This window comes from Streptomyces sp. NPDC051567 (assembly GCF_044454165.1).
In the GTDB taxonomy this organism is placed as follows: Bacteria; Actinomycetota; Actinomycetes; order Streptomycetales; family Streptomycetaceae; genus Streptomyces.
In genome coordinates this window covers 95,597-114,112 of the sequence record NZ_JBITDK010000016.1, presented here as the reverse complement: position 1 = coordinate 114,112, position 18,516 = coordinate 95,597, and the positions used below count along the sequence as shown (strand labels likewise).

The window sequence follows — 18,516 nt, the reverse complement described above, 5'->3', positions numbered from 1 at the left end:
CGATCTAGGCTGGGAGCGTGTTCACCTCCCAGGGGCCCGGGCTCCGCGAACTCGCCGTGCAGGCACTCTCCTCGGTCGAGCGCGGGTACGACCTGCTGGCACCCGCCTTCGACCACACGCCGTTCCGGACCCCGGACTCCCTGCTCGACGCCGTCGAGGAGGTCCTCGCCCGGCGGGAGGGCGGCTTCGGCGCCGGGCTCGACCTCTGCTGCGGTACGGGCGCCGCGACCGGGATGCTCCGCCGCCTGTGCCGGGAGCGGGTGACCGGGGTGGACCTCAGCGCGGGCATGCTGGCCCGCGCCGCGCACGTCCACGCAGGTCCGGCGCAGGCGGGCCCGGTCCGGGCCGACTTCGTACGGGCCGACGCGCGGGCGCTCCCGTCCGGGCTCGGGGGCGCGTACGACCTGGCGGTGAGTTTCGGCGCCTTCGGTCACTTCCTGCCGGCCGAGCGACCCGCCCTCTTCGCGGAGGTCCACCGCGCGCTGCGCCCCGGCGGACTGTTCGCCTTCCCCATCGGCGCCCCGCCGCCCGCGTTCTCCCGGCTCTGGTGGGTGCTGGCGGGCTTCGACGCGGCCATGCGGGTGCGCAACGCGGTGTGGCGGCCCCCGTTCGTCATGTACTACCGCACCTTCCCGCTGGGCGGTGTCCGGGCCGACCTGCGGGCGGCCGGGTTCACGGTGGAGACCGTGCCGCTGGAACGGTTCGGCCGGCGGCCCGACGGTTCACCGCGGTGGCGGCTGGTCCTGGCCCGCCGGGCGGGCGAGGACGGGGGCCCGGACGGGCACGGTCCGGGGGCCAGGGGTCCGAGGGGCAGGGGTCCGGAGGTCAGGGGTCCGGAGGTCAGGGGCGGGAGCGGAGTTCGCGCTTGAGCACCTTGCCGCTCGCGTTGCGCGGGAGGCCGGTGACGAACTCCACCGCGCGCGGGACCTTGTAGTTGGCCATCTCCCGCCGGGACCAGGCGATCAGGTCGTCCGCGGTCAGGGTGGAGCCGGGGCGGCGGACCGCGTACACCTTGCCGACCTCGCCCAGGCGCGCGTCCGGGATGCCGACCACCGCGACGTCGGCGATGTCCGGGTGCAGGCCGAGGAGCTGCTCGATCTCGGCGGGGTAGGCGTTGAAGCCGCCGACGATGAACATGTCCTTGATCCGGTCGGTGATGCGCAGGTTGCCGTCCGCGTCGAGGACGCCGACGTCGCCGGTGCGCAGCCAGCCCTCGGGGGTGATCACCCGGGCGGTCCCGGCCGGGTCCTCGAAGTAGCCGCGCATGACGTGGTGGCCGCGCACCCACACCTCGCCCGCCGTCCCGGCGGGCCGGGCCGCGCCGTCCGGGCCGGTGATCCGTACCTCGGTGCCGGGGACGGCCCGGCCCGAGGTGGCCGCGACGGTCCCGGGCGGGTCGTCGCGGCGGCACATGGTGACGATGCCCCCGGCCTCGGAGAGCCCGTACGCGGTGAGCACGGTCGGGATGCGCAGCTCGCCCCGGAGCCGCTCGACGAGCCGCAGCGGGACCACGGCCGCGCCCGTGACGACCAGGCGCAGGGCGGAGAGGTCGTGGCGGTCTCGGTGGGGATGGTCGAGGAGCGACTGGTGGAGGGTGGGCGGCCCGGGGAGGACGGAGATCCGTTCGGCGGCGATGTTGGCGAGGACGGTGTCCGTGCCGGAGACGGACTGGGGGACCATCGTGGCGCCGTGCATGAGGCAGGCGAGTACTCCGGCCTTGTAGCCGAAGGTGTGGAAGAAGGGGTTCACGATCAGGTAGCGGTCGCCCTCGCGCAGTCCGGCGAGCCGGCTCCAGACGGCGTAGCAGCGCAGGGACTGGGCGTGGCTGATGACGGCGCCCTTGGGGCTGCCGGTGGTGCCGGAGGTGAAGATGATGTCCGAGGGGTCGTCGGGGCGTATGGCGTCGGCGCGTTCCCGGACCGCCCCGGCCGGTACGCGGTCACCGGCGGCCAGGAACTCCTTCCAGGTGCGGAAGGAGTCGGGGGCGTCCTCGGCGAGGACGACGACGTGTTCCAGGTCCGGCAGCCCGGGGAGGGGGCCGGAGCCCGGCCCCCTCCCCGGGCTGCCGGTGGCGCGGCGCAGGGAGGCGACGTAGGAGGTGCCGAGGAAGGTGCCGGTGACGAAGAGGAGCCGGGCCCTGCTGTGCCGTAGGACGTACGCCGCTTCCGCGCCCTTGAAACGGGTGTTGAGGGGGACGAGCACCGCGCCCGCCGAGACGGCGCCGAGGGCGGAGACGATCCACTCCAGGGTGTTCGGGGCCCAGACGGCGACCCGGTCACCGGGCTCGATCCCGGCGGCGAGACAGGCGGCGGCGGCGCGCTCGACCTGTTCGCCGAGGAGCGCGTAACCGACCCGGACCCGGCCGTCGACGACGGCCTCGCGCCCGCCGTACCGCGCCGCCGCCGACCGGACCAGCCCCGGGATGCTGCCCCAGCGCAGGTCGCCCCGGGGGTCGTCACCGTCCCCGTACCCGGCCGCTGGACCGGCCGCGTCCGTGTCCGTGCCCGTGCCCGTGTTCCCGTTGTCGTGCCCGCTCCCGTGCCCGGTCCCGCTCATGGTGCGCCTCCCCCAGTACCACTAGCTGACTATCCGTCAGATTAACGGTAGCCTTCGCGGCTGTCAGCAGTGGCGCAGCAGTGACGCAGCAGCGGCGCACCCCCGGGAGGCGGCAATGGCGGCAACGCTCAAGGACGCGACGGCGATCGTCGGCATCGGCCAGACCGCTTTCGCGAAACGACTTCCGCAGTCCGAGAAGGAACTGGCCTGCCGCGCCGTCCTGGCGGCCCTCGCCGACGCGGGGATAGCCCCCGGCGAGGTCGACGCCTTCGCCTCGTACACGATGGAGGAGACCGACGAGGTCGAGGTGGCCAAGTCCATCGGCGCGGGCGAGGTCACCTTCTTCTCCAAGGCCGGCTACGGCGGCGGCGGTTCCTGCGCCACCGTCGGCCACCTCGCGGCGGCCGTCGCCACCGGACAGGCCACGGTCGGCGTCGCCTGGCGCTCCCGCAAACGCGGCTCCGGCCCGCGCCCGTGGCGGAACACCACCGCCCAGCTCCCCACCCCCGGCCAGTGGACGCGCCCCTTCGGGCTGCTGCGCCCGGCCGACGAGATCGGCATGCTGGCCCGCCGCTACATGCACGAGTACGGGGCCACCCGCGACCACTTCCTCAACGTCGCGATGGCCTGCCGCAACCGGGCCAACGAGAACCCCGCCGCCCTGATGTACGAACGCCCGCTGACCCGCGAGATGTACATGACCTCCCGCATGATCAGCGACCCGCTCTGCCTGTTCGACAACTGCCTGGAGACGGACGGGGCCCTGGCCTGCGTGATCGTCTCCGCCGCGCGGGCCCGGGACTGCCGCCGCAGACCCGTCTACGTGCACTCCGTCGCCCAGGGCCTGCCCCCGCAGCACCACGGGATGGTCAACTACTGGAACGACGACCCGCTCTCCGGGCCCGCCTGGACGGCCGCCCGCCACCTGTGGAAGCGGGCCGACTTCGGGCCCGGGGACGTGGACGTCGCCCAGATCTACGACGCCTTCACCCCGCTGATCCCGCTGTCGCTGGAGGGATACGGCTTCTGCGGGCGCGGCGAGGGCGCCGCCTTCACCGAGGGGGGCGCCCTGGAGACGGGCGGCCGGCTCCCGCTCAACACGGGCGGCGGCGGGCTGAGCGAGGCGTACGTCCACGGCTTCAACCTGATCACCGAGGGCGTCAAGCAGTTGCGCGGCACCTCCACCGCCCAGGTGCCCGACGCCACGACCTGCCTGGTGACGGCGGGCGAAGGCGTCCCGACCTCCGCGCTCCTGCTGCGCACCTGACCCGGTGCCGCCGAACCGCGCCGGGGCCCCCGATCCCGCCGAGCCCGAGGAGAGCCGCCGCCCGTGAACACCCCCACCCCCGCCTCCGACGCCGCCTCCGACGCCGCCTCCGATGGCACTTCCGGCGACGGGACGCTCCTGGCGCCGGTCCCGGACGAGGACGGCGCCCCCTTCTGGGAGTACGCGGCCCGGGGCGAACTCCGCGTCCAGGTCTGCGCCGCCCCGGACTGCGGCAGACCGCGCTTCCCGCCCCGCCCCTGCTGCCCGCACTGCCACTCCTTCGACCGCGCCTGGCGCCGGACGAACGGGCGCGGACGCATCTGGTCCTACGTCCTGCCGCACCCGCCGCTGCTCCCCGCGTACGCCGCGCAGGCCCCGTACAACGTGATCCTCGTGGAGCTGGCCGACGCCCCGCGCATCCGGCTGGTGGGGAACCTGGTGGCCTCGGCCGACGCCCCGCTGAACTCGGTGGACCCGGCCCGGCTGCGGATCGGCGCGCGGGTGCAGGTGGTCTTCGCCACGGTGGGCGGGACGGCCGTGCCGCGCTGGGTCCTGGAGCGGCCGTGACCGTACGGGTGGAGCGGGACGGGACGAGCGGGGTCGCGGTCGTCACTCTGGACCGGGTCCACCGCCACAACGCGATCGACCTGGCGACGGCGGCCGAGCTGGCCGGTGTGTGGCGGGAGTTCCGGTACGCGGCGGACGTGCGGGCGGTGGTGCTGACGGGGGCCGGGACGGCCGCGTTCTGCACCGGGATCGACCGGGACGCCGAGATACCGCAGCCCGGCTCCCCGTACTCGGTGGACGACCCGCTGGCCACCATCGGCCCGAAGGCGGCCGACCTGTGGAAACCGGTGATCGCCGCCGTCAACGGCATGGCCTGCGGCGGGGCGTTCTACCTGCTGGGCGAGTCGGAGTTCGCCATCTCCTCCTCGACCGCCACCTACTTCGACCCGCACACGACCTACGGCATGGTCAGCGCGTACGAGGCGGTGTACCTGGCGCAGCGGATGCCGTTCGGCGAGGCCGCCCGGACGGCCCTGATGGGGACGGCGGAACGGCTCTCCGCCCGGCGCGCCTACGAGATCGGCCTGGTCTCGGAGGTGACCGGGCCCGGGGAGCTGCTCCCGGCGGCCCTGCGCGCGGCCGGGACCCTGGCCGCCTGCCCGACGGAGGCGGTGCAGGGCACCGTACGGGCCCTGTGGTCGGCGAAACAGGCCGCGCTCCAGCAGGCCCTGGCCCAGGCCCCGGCGCTGATCGCACTGGGGAACCTGCCGCCGGGGCGGCAGGCGGAGCTGTTCGCGTCCCGGCGCGGCGGGACGGATTTCCGGCTGCGCTGAGGCCGTCGTCCCGGGCCGGTAGAACCCGGGACGGTGGGACGCCGGCCGGTGGGGCGGGCCGGTGGGTGCGGCGGGGCGCGGTCAGGGCCCGGCCGGTGGGGCGCGGTCAGACGAGGGAGACGCTGACCATGCAGTTCTTGACCTGCTCCGCCTTGCCCGGGTCCACCATCTTCACGTGCACGGAGCGGCTCTCGTTCGCCTGGAGCGTGATGTGGAGCGAGGTCCGGTCGAGGACGTCGGCCGTGGTCGCGCTCTCGAAGGTCACCCGCACTTCGAAGGTCCGTTCGGCGTTGAAGGTGGAGGTGACCTTGACGGTGGCGAGGGGCTGCCCCGGGGACACGCACGCGAGCACCTCGGCGCGCGCGGGCGGGCCGCCGGGCCGGTTGGGCACGGCCGTCGAACCGCCGCCGCTGTTTCCGTTCCCGGCGCTGCTCCCGCCGCCGTTACTGTCCGTGCCGGACTTTTCGGCTCCGCTCTGGGAACTGGAGCAGCCGACGGAAGAGAAACCGGTCAATGCGACGGTGGCGGCCACCAGCACCGCAGCACACCTGATACGACGCCCAGCCCCCATGACCGTTCCCCTCCTCAGACCATTGCGGGCCACGTTACCAGGCGTCACCGAAACGGCCGGACTCTCAACAGGGCTTTTCAGAACGGCATTTGAGCCCGCGATTCCGCTTCGTCGGACACGTCCCCGCCCCTGCGGTCCGGGGATGTCCGGGAGGGCGGGCGGCCGGGCCCGCGTGCGGGGGTGGGCGGTGCGGCGTAGCGTCGGGACCACGACCCCTGACCTGGGAGGTCTGCGCATGATCCGCAACGCACTCGGTTCGCTGCTGGGTCTGGCCGGAGCGGCGGTTGCCGTCTGGAGCCCCTTCCGCCTCTGGTACGGCGGCCGGCACGGCCGCGACTACCGCATCGAGGAACTCTTCTCCAGCGCCGGGATCACCGACCGGCACGCCGCCCTGCTGGGCTCGCTGCTGCTGCCGCCCCTCCTCGCCGCCCTGCTGACCCTGGCCGCGATCGTGCTGCGCTCGCGGCTGGTCATGGCGCTGGCCGGGGTCGTGGTGCTCGGCTTCGCGGTCCTCTGGACGGTCCGGCAGGGGCAGGCCGCGGGCAGCCTCTCCGTAGGCGGCGAGGGCCAGGGCCTCGGCGCGGGCGTCGCCAACGCCTTCGCGGGCGGCGCGCTCCTGTTGCTGGCCGCGATCGTCATGAGCGGCCGTCCCCGCCGCCGCGAACCGGCCCCGTCCGCCGCGCCCCCTCCGGAAACCCCGCACTGGCCGCCTCCCCAGCCCCCTGGAGACCACCCCGCCCCGGACGCCCCTCCACCCCCGGACCCCACACCCTGGCCACCCCGCGACCACCAGTGATCCGGCGACCACCAGTGATCCGGCCGGGCCGCCGGTAGGGATGCACCGGAAGGGTCCGCACATGGCGGCGGCCCCGCCCCGGGAGAGGGGTGGGGCCGGCCTGCCAGGGCGGCGGGGGTGGTCAGGCTTCGACGACGCCCGAGGCCGCGACCTCGATCTTGGAGCGGGTGGAACCCGAGGGGGAGCCCAGGGACTCGATCTTCCGGACCAGCTCCGAGCCCTCGACGACCTCGCCGAAGACGACGTGCTTGCCGTCCAGCCACGGGGTGACGACGGTGGTGACGAAGAACTGCGAGCCGTTGGTGTCACGGCCGGCGTTCGCCATCGACAGCAGGAACGGGCGGTCGTGCTTCAGCGTGAAGTTCTCGTCGGCGAACTTCTCGCCGTAGATGCTCTTGCCACCGGTGCCGTTCTGGTTGGTGAAGTCACCGCCCTGGAGCATGAACTGCGGGATGACGCGGTGGAACGGCGAACCCGCGTAGCCGAAGCCGTGCACGCCGGTGGCGAGCTCACGGAAGTTCGTGGCGGTCTTCGGGACGACCTCGTCGAAGAGGTGGAAGACGATCCGGCCCGCGGGCTTGTCGTCGATGTTGATGTCGAAGTAAACGTTGCTCATGGGGTCCATCCTGTCACTCCCGGTACGAAGTACGACCCGGCGGGGCCGTCAGCACCCCGGCCGGGCCGGACCCCGGCCTGGGGGACGCGGCGTGTGTTTCACGTGAAACACACGCCCTGGTTTCACGTGAAACACCGGACCCGGCTCCGCCCGGCGTCGACCCCGGCTCCGCCCGTACTCGTGTCCGGGCCGTCCGTGGCCTTGCCGTCCGGGCCCGTACTCGTGTCCGCCGGTCAGGCTCCCGTACGGGTGCCCGTGCCCTTCGCCGCGTCCAGGGCGTACACACAGCGGTCCTTGCTGCACGCGTAGACCACGCCCGCCTCGGCCACCGGGGCTCCGGTGATCTCCCCGCCCGTGGCCAGCTTCCAGCGGAGCTGACCGCCCGCCGCGTCCAGCGTGTACAGGCAGTGGTCGGCCGAGCCGAAGTGCACGCGGCCGTCCGCGACCGCGGGCAGGCCGGTGATCTCCCCGCCCGCCGCGAACCGCCACTTCGGGGTGCCGGTGACCGCGTCCAGCGTGTACAGGGCGCTGCCCGCGCCCAGGTGGACGTTGCCGTCGGCGATCAGCACCGGGTCCGGGGAGGTCCGCGGCTCGGTCGCGATCCGCCAGCGGTCCTGGCCGGTGGCCGCGTCCAGGGCGTAGACGGTGCCGAGGTAGTCGGCGAGGTAGACCCCGCCGCCCGTGACGGCGGGGCCCGGTGCGAAGGCCGGGGCGGCCAGGAAGACCGCGGGGGCCTCGAAGTGCCAGCGGAGCCGGCCCGACCCCCGGTCGACGGCGAGGACGTGGGTACCGGCGCAGACGTAGACGTTGCCGTCCGGGGCCGGGGTGACCCGGACCGGGACGTTTCCGCAGGAGGCCGCGGTGCCGACCGGGTACGACCAGGACTCGCGGCCGGTACGCGCGTCCAGCGCCCGCAGCCGCGTGTCCTGCCACACGTACACCGTTCCCTCGTGGAGGACGGGGGCCGCCTCCGGGGTCTCGAAGTCGCTCTGCGCCCCGGTCAGCTCCCACAGGGTCCGGCCGTTCGACGCGTCCCGGCCCTGGACGCCGCCACCGCGGGTGGCGGTGACGACGACGCCTTGCCCGGCGCGCAGGGCGTACACCCAGGCGTCGGTGGAGAGCCGCCACAGGTCGGAGCCGTCGGTGGCGTCGAGCGCGTAGAGGGACGGGCCGTCGGAGCCGTGGATACGGCCGTCCGTGACGGCCATGGCCCAGGCCACGTCCCGGGTCTTGAACTGACGCCGGCCGCTCGCCACGTCCAGGGCGTGGACCTCGAAGGAGGTCACGTAGAGCAGGTCACCGGCGACGGCCGGGGTGCCCCAGACCTCGTTGGACATGCGGAACCGCCAGGGCCGCCACCGGCCGCCGTCCGGGGCGGGGCCGGGCCGGGGCACGGCGGCGGCCTCCGGGGAGACGGCCGGCGGGGCGGCCGCGGGCGCGCCGCCGGGCGGGCGGACCCAGCCGGTCGCCGCGTCCAGGGCGGCGTGCGCGGCATGCGCCGGGCCGCTCGCGCGCGGGCCCGGCCCGATCGGCACCGGGGAGCCGCCGAGACGGACGGGCTCACCGGAGGGCGCGGGAGCCATCGGGGGACGGTCCGGGCGCGGCGGGGCCGCCTGCCCGGTACGCGGGTCCACCCAGGGCTCGGCGCCACGGCGGCGGCGGTGCGTGGCCGGACCGGCGACCGGCTCCGCCCCCGGACCCACGCCGGGCCCCACGCCGGGACCGGGACCGGGACCCGCGCCCGGACCGGCACCGCGGCCCGCGCCGGGCCCCATGGGCACGACCGCCGTACGGTGCCCCGCCCGCCGGGCCTCTATCATCGCGACGGCCCGTTCCGGCAGCCACGCCGAGGCGGTCCCGCTGTCGTCACCGCCGTCGAACAGGTGCGGGGCCAGCTGCGCCTGGAGATCGGCCGGGGTCGGCCGCCGCGCGGCCTCCATCTGCATGCAGGAATCGATCAGCGGGCGCAGCTCCTGCGGCAGCCCCTCCAGGTCGGGCCCCTCGCGCAGCAGCATGAACACCGTCTCGACCGGGTTCGCCCCGTGGAACGGCGGGTGCCCGGTCGCCGCGAAGACGAGCGTCGAACCGAGCGAGAAGACGTCGCTGGCGCCCTTGACGCTGCGGGAGTCCTTCGCCTGCTCGGGCGACATGTACGCGGGGGTGCCGACGGCGACGTTCGTCATGGTCAGCCGGGTGTTGGAGACCCCGCTCGCGATACCGAAGTCGATCACGCGCGGGCCGTCCTCGACCACGAGCACGTTGGACGGCTTCAGGTCGCGGTGGACGAGCCCGGCGCCGTGGATGGACTGGAGCGCCTCGGCGATCCCGGCGGCGAGCCACCGCACGGCCTGGGCGGGCATCGGCCCGCACTCGTTGACGATCTCCTCCAGAGAGGGCGCCGGGACGTACGCGGTGGCCAGCCACGGCACGGCCGCGCGGGGGTCGGCGTCGACGACGGCCGCGGTGTAGAAACCGGAGACGGCGCGGGCCGCCTCCACTTCGCGGGTGAAGCGCACCCGGAAGAGCTGGTCCTCGGCGAGCTCGGTCCGTACCGTCTTGATCGCGACCCGCCGCCCGGACGCCGACCGCGCGAGATAGACCAGCCCCATGCCGCCGGCGCCGAGCCGTCCGAGCACCTCGAAAGGGCCGATCCGTCTCGGGTCGTGCTGCGTCAGCTGCTCCACCACTCGCCTCCCCAGGTCCCCGTACGGGCCCTCGCCGGGCCCGCTTCCACCAGCACGGGGCCCTGCCCCGTGCAGCGTCTCGCTCCCGATTCTGTCAGGCCCGCGCCGGGTCCGGCCCCGGCCGCGCGTGGGGCCGTACGGCCGGTCGTGCGCGGTGGCGCGTGGTGGTGCGTACGACCGGTCGGGCGGCCGGTCAGGCGGCCGGTCTGGTCCGGGGCTCCGAGAGCAGCCCGAAGACCGCGCCCTGGTCGTCGGCGACGACCGCGATCCGCCCGTACGGGGTGTCGAAGGGGTCGGCGGTGACCCGGCCGCCGAGCCGCCGGGCCATCGCCACCGACTGGTCGCAGTCCGGGACCGCGAAGTAGACGAGGAAGTGCGCGGGCATGACCTCCGGGAAGGCGGCGGTGATCAGGCTGCGGCCGATGACGGCGGTGTCCGCCCCGGGCACGCTCCCGGGCGGGGACCAGACCCGGTAGTCGGCGTCGTCCGGGGCCGGTTCACGGACCTGGCCCCGGCCGCCGTCCGGGCCGCCGTCCGTGTCCTGGCCCTGGCCGCCGTCCGTGTCCTGGCCCTCGTCCGGGTCCTGGGTGACGTAGCCGAAGACCTTGGCGTAGAAGACGTCGACGGCGTCCCGGGAACGGGTGTACAGCTCGGTCCAGCAGTACGTGTAGGGCTCCCGCTGGGCGTCGAAGCCGTGGTGGGTGCCGGGCTGCCACAGCCCGAAGACGGCCCCGCCGGGGTCGGCGGCCATCGCGGCCGTGCCGTACGGGCCGACCGGCTGAGGGTCCATCACCATCTGTCCGCCCGCGGCCCGGATGCGGGCGGCGCAGGCGTAGGCGTCGGAGGTCCAGAGGTAGACGCCCCATACGGTGGGCATCCGGCCGTCCGGCTTGGGGGCGAGGGCGGCGACGTTCCGGCCGCGGCTGTACGCCTGGGTGTAGTGGCCGTACTCGGCTCCCGCGCTGTCGCCGAAAGTCCACCCGAAGAGCGCACCGTAGAAGCGCTTGCCCGCTTCGACGTCCGGAAGCGAGGCGTCCACCCAGCAGGGTGTGCCTTCCGCGAATGCGGCCATAAGCCCGTTTCCTTCCGTTGTGCGGGGTTCTGTACCCTCTCACCTCTCCCAGCCATGGTCCGCCCGAAAACTTGTCCACAGCCTGTTGATAAGACTATTCGGGGGATACACCCCGAGATGTCCGGGGGTCGCGCCGGAAACCCGGCATCCCCGCCCGGCCGCGGAGCGCGGGCCCCGCCGGGGCGCCGCACGGGCCTTCGGCCCCGATCCCGGAGGGGATTCCGGGCGGGATGCGGGACCGCCCCCGGGCGGGATTCCGGCAGCGGTCGGGCGGGGCGCATGGACGGCCGGATTCCGCTGTCCGGACGCCCCCGCTCCGGACTCCGGCCAGGCCAGGGGCTCCGCACCCCATTTGCAGGCGGCCGAATAGCGATCCCGGCACCCCTCGGTAAGCTGACGGCATGACAGGACAAGTACGCACCGTCGACGGGCGTGTCGCGGGCCGGCGCGGCCAGGCGACGCGGGAGAAGCTGCTCGACTGCCTCGGCGAGATGCTCAGCTCCTCGCCGTACCGCGACGTCAAGGTGATCGACGTCGCCCGCAAGGCCGGAACCTCCCCCGCGACCTTCTACCAGTACTTCCCGGACGTCGAGGGCGCCGTCCTGGAGATCGCCGAGCGCATGGCCGGCGAGGGCGCCCAGCTGACCTCGCTGGTCGAGGGCCGCACCTGGGTCGGCAAGTCCGGCTGGGCCGCCGCCGAGGAACTCGTCGAGGGCTTCCTGGACTTCTGGCGGCGCCACGACGCGATCCTGCGGGTCGTGGACCTCGGTGCCGCCGAAGGGGACAAGCGCTTCTACAAGATCCGCATGAAGATCCTGAACTCGGTCACCAACTCCCTGACGGAGTCGATGAAGGAGCTCCAGGCCAAGGGCAAGGTGGACAAGGACGTCAGCCCGGCGGCGATCGCCGGTTCGCTGGTCGCGATGCTGGCCGCGGTCGCCTCGCACCAGAAGGGCTTCCAGACCTGGGGCGTCAAGCAGGCCGAGCTCAAGCCGAACCTGGCGCTGCTCGTCCACCTCGGCGTCACCGGCAGGAAGCCGACCAGGTAGCGGCGGGCCTCGCGGGCCCGCCGCCACCCGGCCGGTCCCACCACCGGACGGGTTCCACCACCGGCCGCCGGTCCCGCGCGCAGGCATGCGACCGGCCCCACGCCTGCGCCCGCCCGTCCGCCCCTCCGTCGTCCGTCGTCCGTCGTCCGTCTGTACCCGCATTCCCCTCCGCAGGCCCGTGATCAGCGCCGTTCCAGGCGGAACAGCCGGATCTCGCGCTCGATGCGCGCCTGGTACGTCGCGTACGGCGGCCAGAACCGCAGCACCGCCCGCCACGCGTCCTCGCGTTCGTCGCCCTCCAGCAGCCGGGCCCGCACGGCGATGTCCCGCCCCTTCCAGCTCACTTCCGCGTCCGGGTTCCCGAGCAGGTTCCCGGTCCACGCAGGGTGCCCGGGGCGGCCGAAGTTGGAGCCGATCAGCAGCCAGCTCGTCCCGCCGTCCTCCGGCATGCAGGCGAGCGGGGTGGTGCGCGGCAGGCCGGTCCTGGCGCCCCTGGCCGTGAGGATCACGCCCGGGAGCAGTTGCGCGCTGAGGATGACCCGGCCCCGGGTCAGCCGGTGCACCGCCTTGTCCAGCGCGGGGATGACGTGCGGGGCGATCCTGGCGAAGAGCAGGGTCGAGGACACCTTCTGGATCAGCTTGACGCCGGGAGCCATCAGACGGCCGCCTTCTCGGATACGGGTGCGGATACGGGTACGGGTACGGGTACGGATACGGACGCAGGTACGGATACAGGTGCGGGAGGCCGGGCGGTGAACAGGCCGGCGCGGGCGGCGGCGTGCGCCCTGAGCCGGTGGACGGGCCCGAAGAGGAGTTCGTCGGCCGCCGCCCGCTTGAAGTAGAGGTGCGCGTCGTGTTCCCAGGTGAAACCGATGCCGCCGTGCAACTGGATCGCCTCGCCCGCCGCCGCGCGCAGCGCCTCCAGCCCCTGCGCGAGGGCGAGGCCGCCCTGTTCCGGGTCCCAGGCGGCGTAGTACGCGGCCGAGCGGGCCGCCTGCACCTGGACGTAGAGGTCGGCGAGCCGGTGCTTGACCGCCTGGAAGGAGCCGAGCGGCCGGCCGAACTGCTCGCGCCCGCGCACGTACTCCACGGTCCGGGCGAGCGCCTGCCCGGCCGCGCCGACCGCCTCGGCGGCGAGCACGGCGGAGGCGGTGCGTCCGGTGGCGGCGAGGGCCGCGAGGGTGGCGTCCCCCGCGTCCGGACCGAGCAGTTCCGCAGGTACGTCGCGGAGCTGGACGCGGGCTTGCGGGCGCGTCTCGTCCAGGACGGCCTGCCGCGCCCGGACGAGGCCGGGCGCGTCCTCGCGGACGAGGAAGAGCAGCGTACGGGCGCGGGCGAAGCCGCCGGTGTGCGCGGCGACGAGCAGCAGCGAGGCGCTGTGCCCGTCGAGGACCTGGGCCGCCTCCCCGTAGAGCCGCCAGCCGCCGGAGCCGTCCGTACGGGCCTGCACCCCGCCCGCGCGCCCACCGCCCGCCCACTCGCCGGGCGCGTTGCCGTCGGTCAGCGCGAGGGCGGTGGCCAGCGCCGGACCGGGGACCGCGAGGGCCGCGGTCAGGCCGCCGGAGGCGAGCGGGGGGAGCAGCGCGGAGCGCTGGGCGGCGGTGCCGAGGGCGGCGACCAGCGGCACGGCGAGCACGGCGGTGGCCAGCAGCGGCGAGGGCAGCAGCACCCGCCCGGTCTCCTCGCAGGCCAGGGCCAGGTCTGCGGGGGCGCAGCCGACGCCGCCGTACTCCTCGGCGACGGCGAGACCCGGCAGCCCGAGCCGCCGGGCGAGCCGCTCCCACAGCGCGCGGTCGTGTCCGGCGGCGGTACGGACGGCGGCCTTGACCTCGTCCGGGCCGCAGTGTCTGCCCAGGATCTCGCGCAGGGTACGGCGCATCTCGTCCTGCTCCGCGGTGAAGGCGGCGTCCATCGGCGGGCTCCTCCCGTATCTGACGGGGCGTCATGCTAGGGCGGGGCGAGCGAGAAGCCCAGGGGCGGGAACGCGTGCGCACCCCCGCCGGCCGGGCGGGCCGGGCGACCGGGGGCCGGCCCCGACCCGACCCCGGCCCGGCCCCGACCCGGCCCCGACCCGGCCCTAGAATCTGACGTAGCGTCAGATGTACCGTCACCCCATGCCCCTGCCCGGACCCTTCCCCGGACCTCTTCCCGGAGCCGCGCCCGGCCCCCCGCACCCGTCAGGCCCCCCGCCGGGACCCGGGCCCCGGCCCACGGCCCGCACCGGCACCGGCACCGGCCGCAGGGTCGCGGTGGTCGGCGTCGCCCTCTCGGACTGCGGCCGGGTCGACGGCCCGACCCCGTACGCCCTCCACGCGCAGGCCGCCCGCCGGGCCCTGGCCGACTCCGGACTGGACCGCCGCGTCATCGACGGCTTCGCCTCGGCCGGCCTCGGCACCCTCGCCCCGATCGAGGTGGCCGAGTACCTGGGCCTGCGCCCCACCTGGGTCGACTCCACCTCGGTGGGCGGCTCGACCTGGGAGGTCATGGCGGCCCACGCGGCCGACGCGATCGCGGCGGGCCACGTCCGGGCCGTCCTGCTGGTCTACGGGTCCACCGCCCGCGCCGACGTCAAGGCCCGGCGGCGGACCGCGAACCTCTCCTTCGGGGCCCGCGGGCCCCTCCAGTTCGAGGTCCCCTACGGCCACACGCTGATCTCCAAGTACGCGATGGCCGCCCGCCGCCACATGCACGAGTACGGGACGACGCTGGAACAGCTCGCGTCGGTCGCCGTCCAGGCGCGGGCCAACGCCGCGACCAACCCGGACGCCATGTTCCGCGAACCGATCACGGTGGAGGAGGTCCTGTCCGGGGAGATGATCGCGGACCCCTTCACCAAGCTGCACTGCTGCATCCGCTCGGACGGCGGCTGCGCGGTCCTCCTGGCGGCCGAGGAGTACGTACCGGACACGGCCAAGGCCCCGGTGTGGGTGCTGGGCTCGGGCACCTCGGTCTCGCACACCGCCATGTCGCAGTGGGAGGACTTCACCGTCTCCCCGGCGGCCGTCTCGGGCCGCCTGGCCTTCGCGCGGGCGGGCCTGACCCCGGCGGACGTCGACCTCGCGGAGATCTACGACGCCTTCACGTACATGACCCTGGTGACCCTGGAGGACCTCGGCTTCTGCGCGAAGGGCGAGGGCGGCGCCTTCGTGGAGAAGGGCCGGCTGCTGCGCGGCGGGGAACTCCCCGTCAACACCGACGGCGGCGGCCTCTCCGCCTGCCACCCGGGCATGCGCGGCCTGTTCCTCCTGGTCGAGGCGGTCCGCCAACTGCGCGGCGAGGCGGGCCCCGGCCAGGTCACCCGGCCCGGCGGCCACCTCCCCCGCGTGGCCCTGGCCTCGGGCACGGGCGGCTGGTTCTGCTCCTCGGGCACGCTCCTCCTGGGCCGCGACTGATCGACCTGGACCACGGCGACAACGGCCCGGCACCCCCGCACGAGACCTGGACCCCCGCGAGGACCGTCAGCCCACGCCCCAGCGGCCCACGCCCCACGGCTGCGCGCACATCCATGGCCCGAACCCTGACGACCGCCGGGGTGGTGTTCGATGGGGGGATGAGCAGCGACGACTTCCGCACCACCCTGCACTCCCTGCGGGTGTGGGACACCCCGCTCCCCGCCTTCGACACCGCCGCCGCCCCGGCCGGTCCGCTGCCGCTGTTCCGGGAGTGGTTCACGCACGCCGCCCGGGCCGGGCAGCCGGAGCCGCACACGATGAGCCTGGCGACGGTCGACGCCGAGGGGCGGCCCGACGTACGCGTCCTCATGCTGCACGACGCCGACGCGCGCGGCTGGCACTTCGCCTCGCACTCCACCAGCGCCAAGGGCCGCCAGTTGGCCGGATGCCCGGAGGCCGCGCTCGGGTTCTACTGGCCCGCCGTGGCCCGCCAGGTCCGGGTCCGGGGCCGGGTGACCGCGTGCGGCCCCGAGGAGAGCCGGGCGGATCTGGCCGTCCGCTCGCGCGGCGCCCTCGCCGCCGCGCTCACCGGCCGGCAGAGCGAGGTGCTGGACTCCCCGCAGGAGCTGGTCCGGGCCTCGGCCGCCGCCTGGGAACGGGCCGGAGCCGAGCCGGACGCCCCGGCGCCCACCTGGACGCGGTACGTCCTCGGCCCCGCCGAGGTCGAGTTCTTCCAGGGCGACGCCGAACGCCGCCACACCCGGCTGCGCTACACCCGCACCCCGGACGGCACCTGGACCCGCCACCTCCTCTGGCCCTGACCCACCAGCCCTGACCCACCGGCCCTGGACCCCCGACACGACCCACCGGCCCACGCCCGGCCTCACCGGCCGCGCGCCACCCTCTCAGGCCGACGGGTCCGGTGACGCAGACGGGTCCGGTGGACGGAAGACCGGCACCCACACCCCCGGTGCCGTCTCGCGGAAGGCGGCGTGCACCTCCATCCCGATCCGCAGGGCGGAAGCCTCGCAGTCCACGATCTCCGTCATCATCCGCGGCCCCTCCGCCAGATCGACCACGGCGGCCACGTACGGGACCCGCGTCCCGAACGGTGGAAGGTCGTTCCGGTGGACCACCGACCAGGTGTAGAGGGTGGCCCGGCCGGTCGCCGTCTCCCAGGTCACCCGGTCCTCCCCCGCCCAGCAGGACGGGCAGAACTCCCGCGGGTAGTGGTGCGTCCGCCCGCACTCCCCGCAGCGGCGCAGCAGCAGCAGCCCCTGGGCCGCCGCGTCCCAGTAGGGGCGGGTGAAGTCGTCCACCTCCGGCAGGTCGTACCGCACCCCGCTCACCAGGACACCCCGCTCACCGGAACACCCCGGCCACCGGACCCGGACCGGAGCACCGGCCCTCCTCCTCGCACGCCATGCCCCGGCTCCCTTCCCTCCGTACGAACAGCCTCAACTGACGACACGTCAGTTGAGCGGACGCGCCGCCGCCCCACAAGCCCCCGGGCGTCGCCGAAACCGGGCGGAACCCGAACGGAACCCGGGGCGGGAACCGGGCGGAACCCGGACGCCGACCGGTCCTGACCCCTTGCCGCACACGGGAGTTGGGGCCGGACCGTGATCGATCCGCAATCGATTCCCTCCTTGTCCGAGACCCATCGGCGCCGCACGGCGATACGCTCACACCTCATGCCCGGAGCCTCCGCAGCACCCGACAGGACCACCCAGCCCCGCCCCGTGTACGTCATCGGAGCAGGCCCCGGCGGCCTCGCCGCAGCAGCGGCGTTGCGCGCCCGCGGGGTCCGCACGGTGGTCGTCGAGCGGTCGGAGTCGGTCGGCGCCTCCTGGCGCCGCCACTACGACCGGCTCCACCTGCACACCACCCGCCGTCTCTCCGCCCTGCCGGGGCTGGCCATGCCCCGCCGGTTCGGGCGGTGGGTCGCGCGCGACGACGTGGTGCGGTACCTGGAGAAGTACGCCGAGTTCCACGAGCTGGAACTCGTCACCGGGGTCGAGGTGACCCGGATCGAGCGCGCCGACGACGGGAACGGCTGGACCCTGCACGCCACCGGCGGGCGGGCCCTGGCCGCCTCGGCCGTCGTCGTCGCCACCGGCTTCAACCACACCCCGGCCCTGCCCGACTGGCCGGGCCGGGACGCCTTCGGCGGCCGGCTCCTGCACGCCGCCGACTACCGCAACCCCGGACCGTACGCCGGTCAGGACGTCCTCGTCGTCGGCACCGGCAACACCGGCGCCGAGATAGCCGTCGACCTCACCGAGGGCCACACCCCCCGTACGGCCCCCACCGCCCGCACCGCCAGCAGCTCGGACGGGGCCACGGACGGGGGCGCGGCCGGGGTCACGGGAGGGGCCGCGCGGGTGCGGCTCGCCGTGCGCACCGTCCCGCACCTCGTCCGCCGCTCCACCGCGGGCTGGCCCGCCCAGCGCACCGGCATCCTGGTGCGGCGGCTGCCCGTGCGGCTGGTGGACCGGCTCGGCGCGCTCGTCGCCCGGGTCTCTGTCCCGGACCTGTCGGCGTACGGGCTCCCGCGCCCCACCACCGGCCTGTACAGCAGGGTCGAGGAGGGCGCGATCCCGGTGCAGGACGTGGGGCTGATCGACGCCGTCCGTACCGGCCGGGTCGAACCGGTCGCCGCCGTCGTCTCCTTCGACGGCGACGCGGTGGTGCTCGCGGACGGTTCGCGGGTCACCCCGGACGTGGTGATCGCGGCCACCGGGTACCGCCGGGCCCTGGAGGGCCTGGTCGGACACCTCGGCGTGCTCGACGGGCGCGGCAGGCCCCGCGCGCACGGCGCCCGGACCTCCCCGCGCGCCCCCGGTCTGTACTTCACCGGATTCGCCAACCCCATCAGCGGGACCTTCCGGGAAATGGCCCTCGACGCCGTCAAGATCGCCAAGGCCGTCTCCCGCACCCTGCCCCCACCGGCCTGACCCGCCCCGGACCGGACCGCCCCCGCCCCGCCCGGCACCCCGGGCCGGGGCGCCGGGGCACCCGCTCCGGGCCGGGCTCCAGGGCCCCGGCCCTCGGGCGCCGGGGCCGCCGCCTCCGCACCCCGTGCCGGACACCGGGGCGCCGTACGGCCGGTTTCCGTACTGGACCGCCCCGGAGACATCTGGCACCGTTCCCCGGACCTCCTCCACCACCTT

17 protein-coding genes are annotated in these 18,516 nt (G+C 75.0%); 9 read left to right on the top strand and 8 right to left on the bottom strand.

What is annotated here, in order from left to right; translation table 11 throughout:
* The first annotated feature begins 17 nt into the window (after positions 1-17).
* A complete protein-coding gene (locus tag ACIA5F_RS19235) occupies positions 18-869 on the top strand; it encodes a class I SAM-dependent methyltransferase (protein WP_399354430.1) in 852 nt (283 codons plus the stop codon).
* Here ACIA5F_RS19235 and ACIA5F_RS19230 read toward each other — a convergent pair.
* Positions 841-2,556 (bottom strand): FadD3 family acyl-CoA ligase, encoded by a 1,716-nt coding sequence (locus tag ACIA5F_RS19230; protein WP_399354428.1) that lies wholly within the window; start codon positions 2,554-2,556, stop codon positions 841-843. The genes ACIA5F_RS19235 and ACIA5F_RS19230 overlap by 29 nt on opposite strands.
* Positions 2,557-2,671: 115 nt before the next feature.
* Between ACIA5F_RS19230 and ACIA5F_RS19225 the strand changes: the two genes are divergently transcribed.
* The 3 genes from ACIA5F_RS19225 to ACIA5F_RS19215 all read left to right on the top strand — a co-directional run bounded on the left by ACIA5F_RS19225 (position 2,672) and on the right by ACIA5F_RS19215 (position 5,163).
* Entirely contained in the window at positions 2,672-3,823 is a 1,152-nt protein-coding gene (locus tag ACIA5F_RS19225) for a lipid-transfer protein (protein ID WP_399354427.1), read from the top strand.
* A 138-nt stretch (positions 3,824-3,961) separates the two neighbouring features.
* Positions 3,962-4,390: a Zn-ribbon domain-containing OB-fold protein gene (locus ACIA5F_RS19220; protein ID WP_399354492.1), complete on the top strand. Its 429-nt coding sequence runs from the start codon at positions 3,962-3,964 to the stop codon at positions 4,388-4,390.
* Positions 4,387-5,163, top strand: coding sequence for an enoyl-CoA hydratase/isomerase family protein (locus tag ACIA5F_RS19215; RefSeq protein WP_399354425.1), 777 nt, complete (start codon positions 4,387-4,389; stop codon positions 5,161-5,163). The genes ACIA5F_RS19220 and ACIA5F_RS19215 overlap by 4 nt, the downstream gene beginning before the upstream one ends.
* A 106-nt stretch (positions 5,164-5,269) precedes the next feature.
* On the opposite strand, the gene ACIA5F_RS19210 is transcribed toward ACIA5F_RS19215, so the two are convergent.
* Positions 5,270-5,554 carry a hypothetical protein gene (locus ACIA5F_RS19210; protein ID WP_399354423.1) on the bottom strand — a complete coding sequence of 95 codons (285 nt, stop codon included), beginning with the start codon at positions 5,552-5,554 and terminating at the stop codon, positions 5,270-5,272.
* A 415-nt stretch (positions 5,555-5,969) separates the two neighbouring features.
* Here ACIA5F_RS19210 and ACIA5F_RS19205 point away from each other — a divergent pair, with 415 nt between their 5' ends.
* On the top strand, positions 5,970-6,530 hold the full coding sequence (locus tag ACIA5F_RS19205) for a hypothetical protein (protein ID WP_399354420.1): 561 nt from the start codon (positions 5,970-5,972) through the stop codon (positions 6,528-6,530).
* 121 nt (positions 6,531-6,651) lie between these two features.
* On the opposite strand, the gene ACIA5F_RS19200 is transcribed toward ACIA5F_RS19205, so the two are convergent.
* The 3 genes from ACIA5F_RS19200 to ACIA5F_RS19190 form a co-directional block, all read right to left on the bottom strand.
* Positions 6,652-7,146, bottom strand: coding sequence for a peptidylprolyl isomerase (locus tag ACIA5F_RS19200; RefSeq protein ID WP_399354418.1), 495 nt, complete (start codon positions 7,144-7,146; stop codon positions 6,652-6,654).
* Between the two features lie 233 nt (positions 7,147-7,379).
* A complete protein-coding gene (locus ACIA5F_RS19195) occupies positions 7,380-9,830 on the bottom strand; it encodes a serine/threonine-protein kinase (protein ID WP_399354416.1) in 2,451 nt (816 codons plus the stop codon).
* A 193-nt stretch (positions 9,831-10,023) separates the two neighbouring features.
* The gene (locus ACIA5F_RS19190) at positions 10,024-10,902 is read right to left on the bottom strand and encodes a VOC family protein (protein ID WP_399354415.1); all 879 of its coding nucleotides are present in this window, start codon (positions 10,900-10,902) and stop codon (positions 10,024-10,026) included.
* 401 nt (positions 10,903-11,303) lie between these two features.
* Here ACIA5F_RS19190 and ACIA5F_RS19185 point away from each other — a divergent pair, with 401 nt between their 5' ends.
* Positions 11,304-11,951: a TetR family transcriptional regulator gene (locus ACIA5F_RS19185; RefSeq protein WP_399354413.1), complete on the top strand. Its 648-nt coding sequence runs from the start codon at positions 11,304-11,306 to the stop codon at positions 11,949-11,951.
* A 182-nt stretch (positions 11,952-12,133) separates the two neighbouring features.
* Here ACIA5F_RS19185 and ACIA5F_RS19180 read toward each other — a convergent pair whose 3' ends face one another.
* Together ACIA5F_RS19180 and ACIA5F_RS19175 are read right to left on the bottom strand one after the other, a co-directional pair.
* A complete protein-coding gene (locus ACIA5F_RS19180; RefSeq protein WP_399354411.1) occupies positions 12,134-12,607 on the bottom strand; it encodes a nitroreductase family deazaflavin-dependent oxidoreductase in 474 nt (157 codons plus the stop codon).
* The gene (locus tag ACIA5F_RS19175) at positions 12,607-13,863 is read right to left on the bottom strand and encodes an acyl-CoA dehydrogenase family protein (RefSeq protein ID WP_399354409.1); all 1,257 of its coding nucleotides are present in this window, start codon (positions 13,861-13,863) and stop codon (positions 12,607-12,609) included. The genes ACIA5F_RS19180 and ACIA5F_RS19175 overlap by 1 nt, the downstream gene beginning before the upstream one ends.
* 202 nt (positions 13,864-14,065) lie before the next feature.
* Here ACIA5F_RS19175 and ACIA5F_RS19170 point away from each other — a divergent pair, with 202 nt between their 5' ends.
* Complete coding sequence (locus ACIA5F_RS19170; protein ID WP_399354407.1) at positions 14,066-15,343, top strand: thiolase C-terminal domain-containing protein; 1,278 nt, start codon at positions 14,066-14,068, stop codon at positions 15,341-15,343.
* Positions 15,344-15,501: 158 nt separating this feature from the next.
* Positions 15,502-16,164 carry a pyridoxal 5'-phosphate synthase gene (locus tag ACIA5F_RS19165; RefSeq protein ID WP_399354405.1) on the top strand — a complete coding sequence of 221 codons (663 nt, stop codon included), beginning with the start codon at positions 15,502-15,504 and terminating at the stop codon, positions 16,162-16,164.
* A gap of 84 nt (positions 16,165-16,248) precedes the next feature.
* On the opposite strand, the gene ACIA5F_RS19160 is transcribed toward ACIA5F_RS19165, so the two are convergent.
* Complete coding sequence (locus ACIA5F_RS19160) at positions 16,249-16,692, bottom strand: Zn-ribbon domain-containing OB-fold protein (RefSeq protein WP_399354403.1); 444 nt, start codon at positions 16,690-16,692, stop codon at positions 16,249-16,251.
* A gap of 345 nt (positions 16,693-17,037) precedes the next feature.
* Between ACIA5F_RS19160 and ACIA5F_RS19155 the strand changes: the two genes are divergently transcribed.
* Complete coding sequence (locus ACIA5F_RS19155) at positions 17,038-18,300, top strand: flavin-containing monooxygenase (RefSeq protein ID WP_399354401.1); 1,263 nt, start codon at positions 17,038-17,040, stop codon at positions 18,298-18,300.
* Positions 18,301-18,516: the final 216 nt, after the last annotated feature.

Bases quoted from the DNA above. Each gene is read 5' to 3' on its own strand.
- ACIA5F_RS19155 (WP_399354401.1), top strand. From the start codon at position 17,038: ATGCCCGGAGCCTCCGCAGCACCCGACAGGACCACCCAGCCCCGCCCC.
- ACIA5F_RS19230 (WP_399354428.1), bottom strand. From the start codon at position 2,556: ATGAGCGGGACCGGGCACGGGAGCGGGCACGACAACGGGAACACGGGC.
- ACIA5F_RS19225 (WP_399354427.1), top strand. From the start codon at position 2,672: ATGGCGGCAACGCTCAAGGACGCGACGGCGATCGTCGGCATCGGCCAG.
- ACIA5F_RS19165 (WP_399354405.1), top strand. From the start codon at position 15,502: ATGAGCAGCGACGACTTCCGCACCACCCTGCACTCCCTGCGGGTGTGG.
- ACIA5F_RS19205 (WP_399354420.1), top strand. From the start codon at position 5,970: ATGATCCGCAACGCACTCGGTTCGCTGCTGGGTCTGGCCGGAGCGGCG.
- ACIA5F_RS19200 (WP_399354418.1), bottom strand. From the start codon at position 7,146: ATGAGCAACGTTTACTTCGACATCAACATCGACGACAAGCCCGCGGGC.
- ACIA5F_RS19185 (WP_399354413.1), top strand. From the start codon at position 11,304: ATGACAGGACAAGTACGCACCGTCGACGGGCGTGTCGCGGGCCGGCGC.
- ACIA5F_RS19170 (WP_399354407.1), top strand. From the start codon at position 14,066: ATGCCCCTGCCCGGACCCTTCCCCGGACCTCTTCCCGGAGCCGCGCCC.
- ACIA5F_RS19190 (WP_399354415.1), bottom strand. From the start codon at position 10,902: ATGGCCGCATTCGCGGAAGGCACACCCTGCTGGGTGGACGCCTCGCTT.
- ACIA5F_RS19180 (WP_399354411.1), bottom strand. From the start codon at position 12,607: ATGGCTCCCGGCGTCAAGCTGATCCAGAAGGTGTCCTCGACCCTGCTC.
- ACIA5F_RS19175 (WP_399354409.1), bottom strand. From the start codon at position 13,863: ATGGACGCCGCCTTCACCGCGGAGCAGGACGAGATGCGCCGTACCCTG.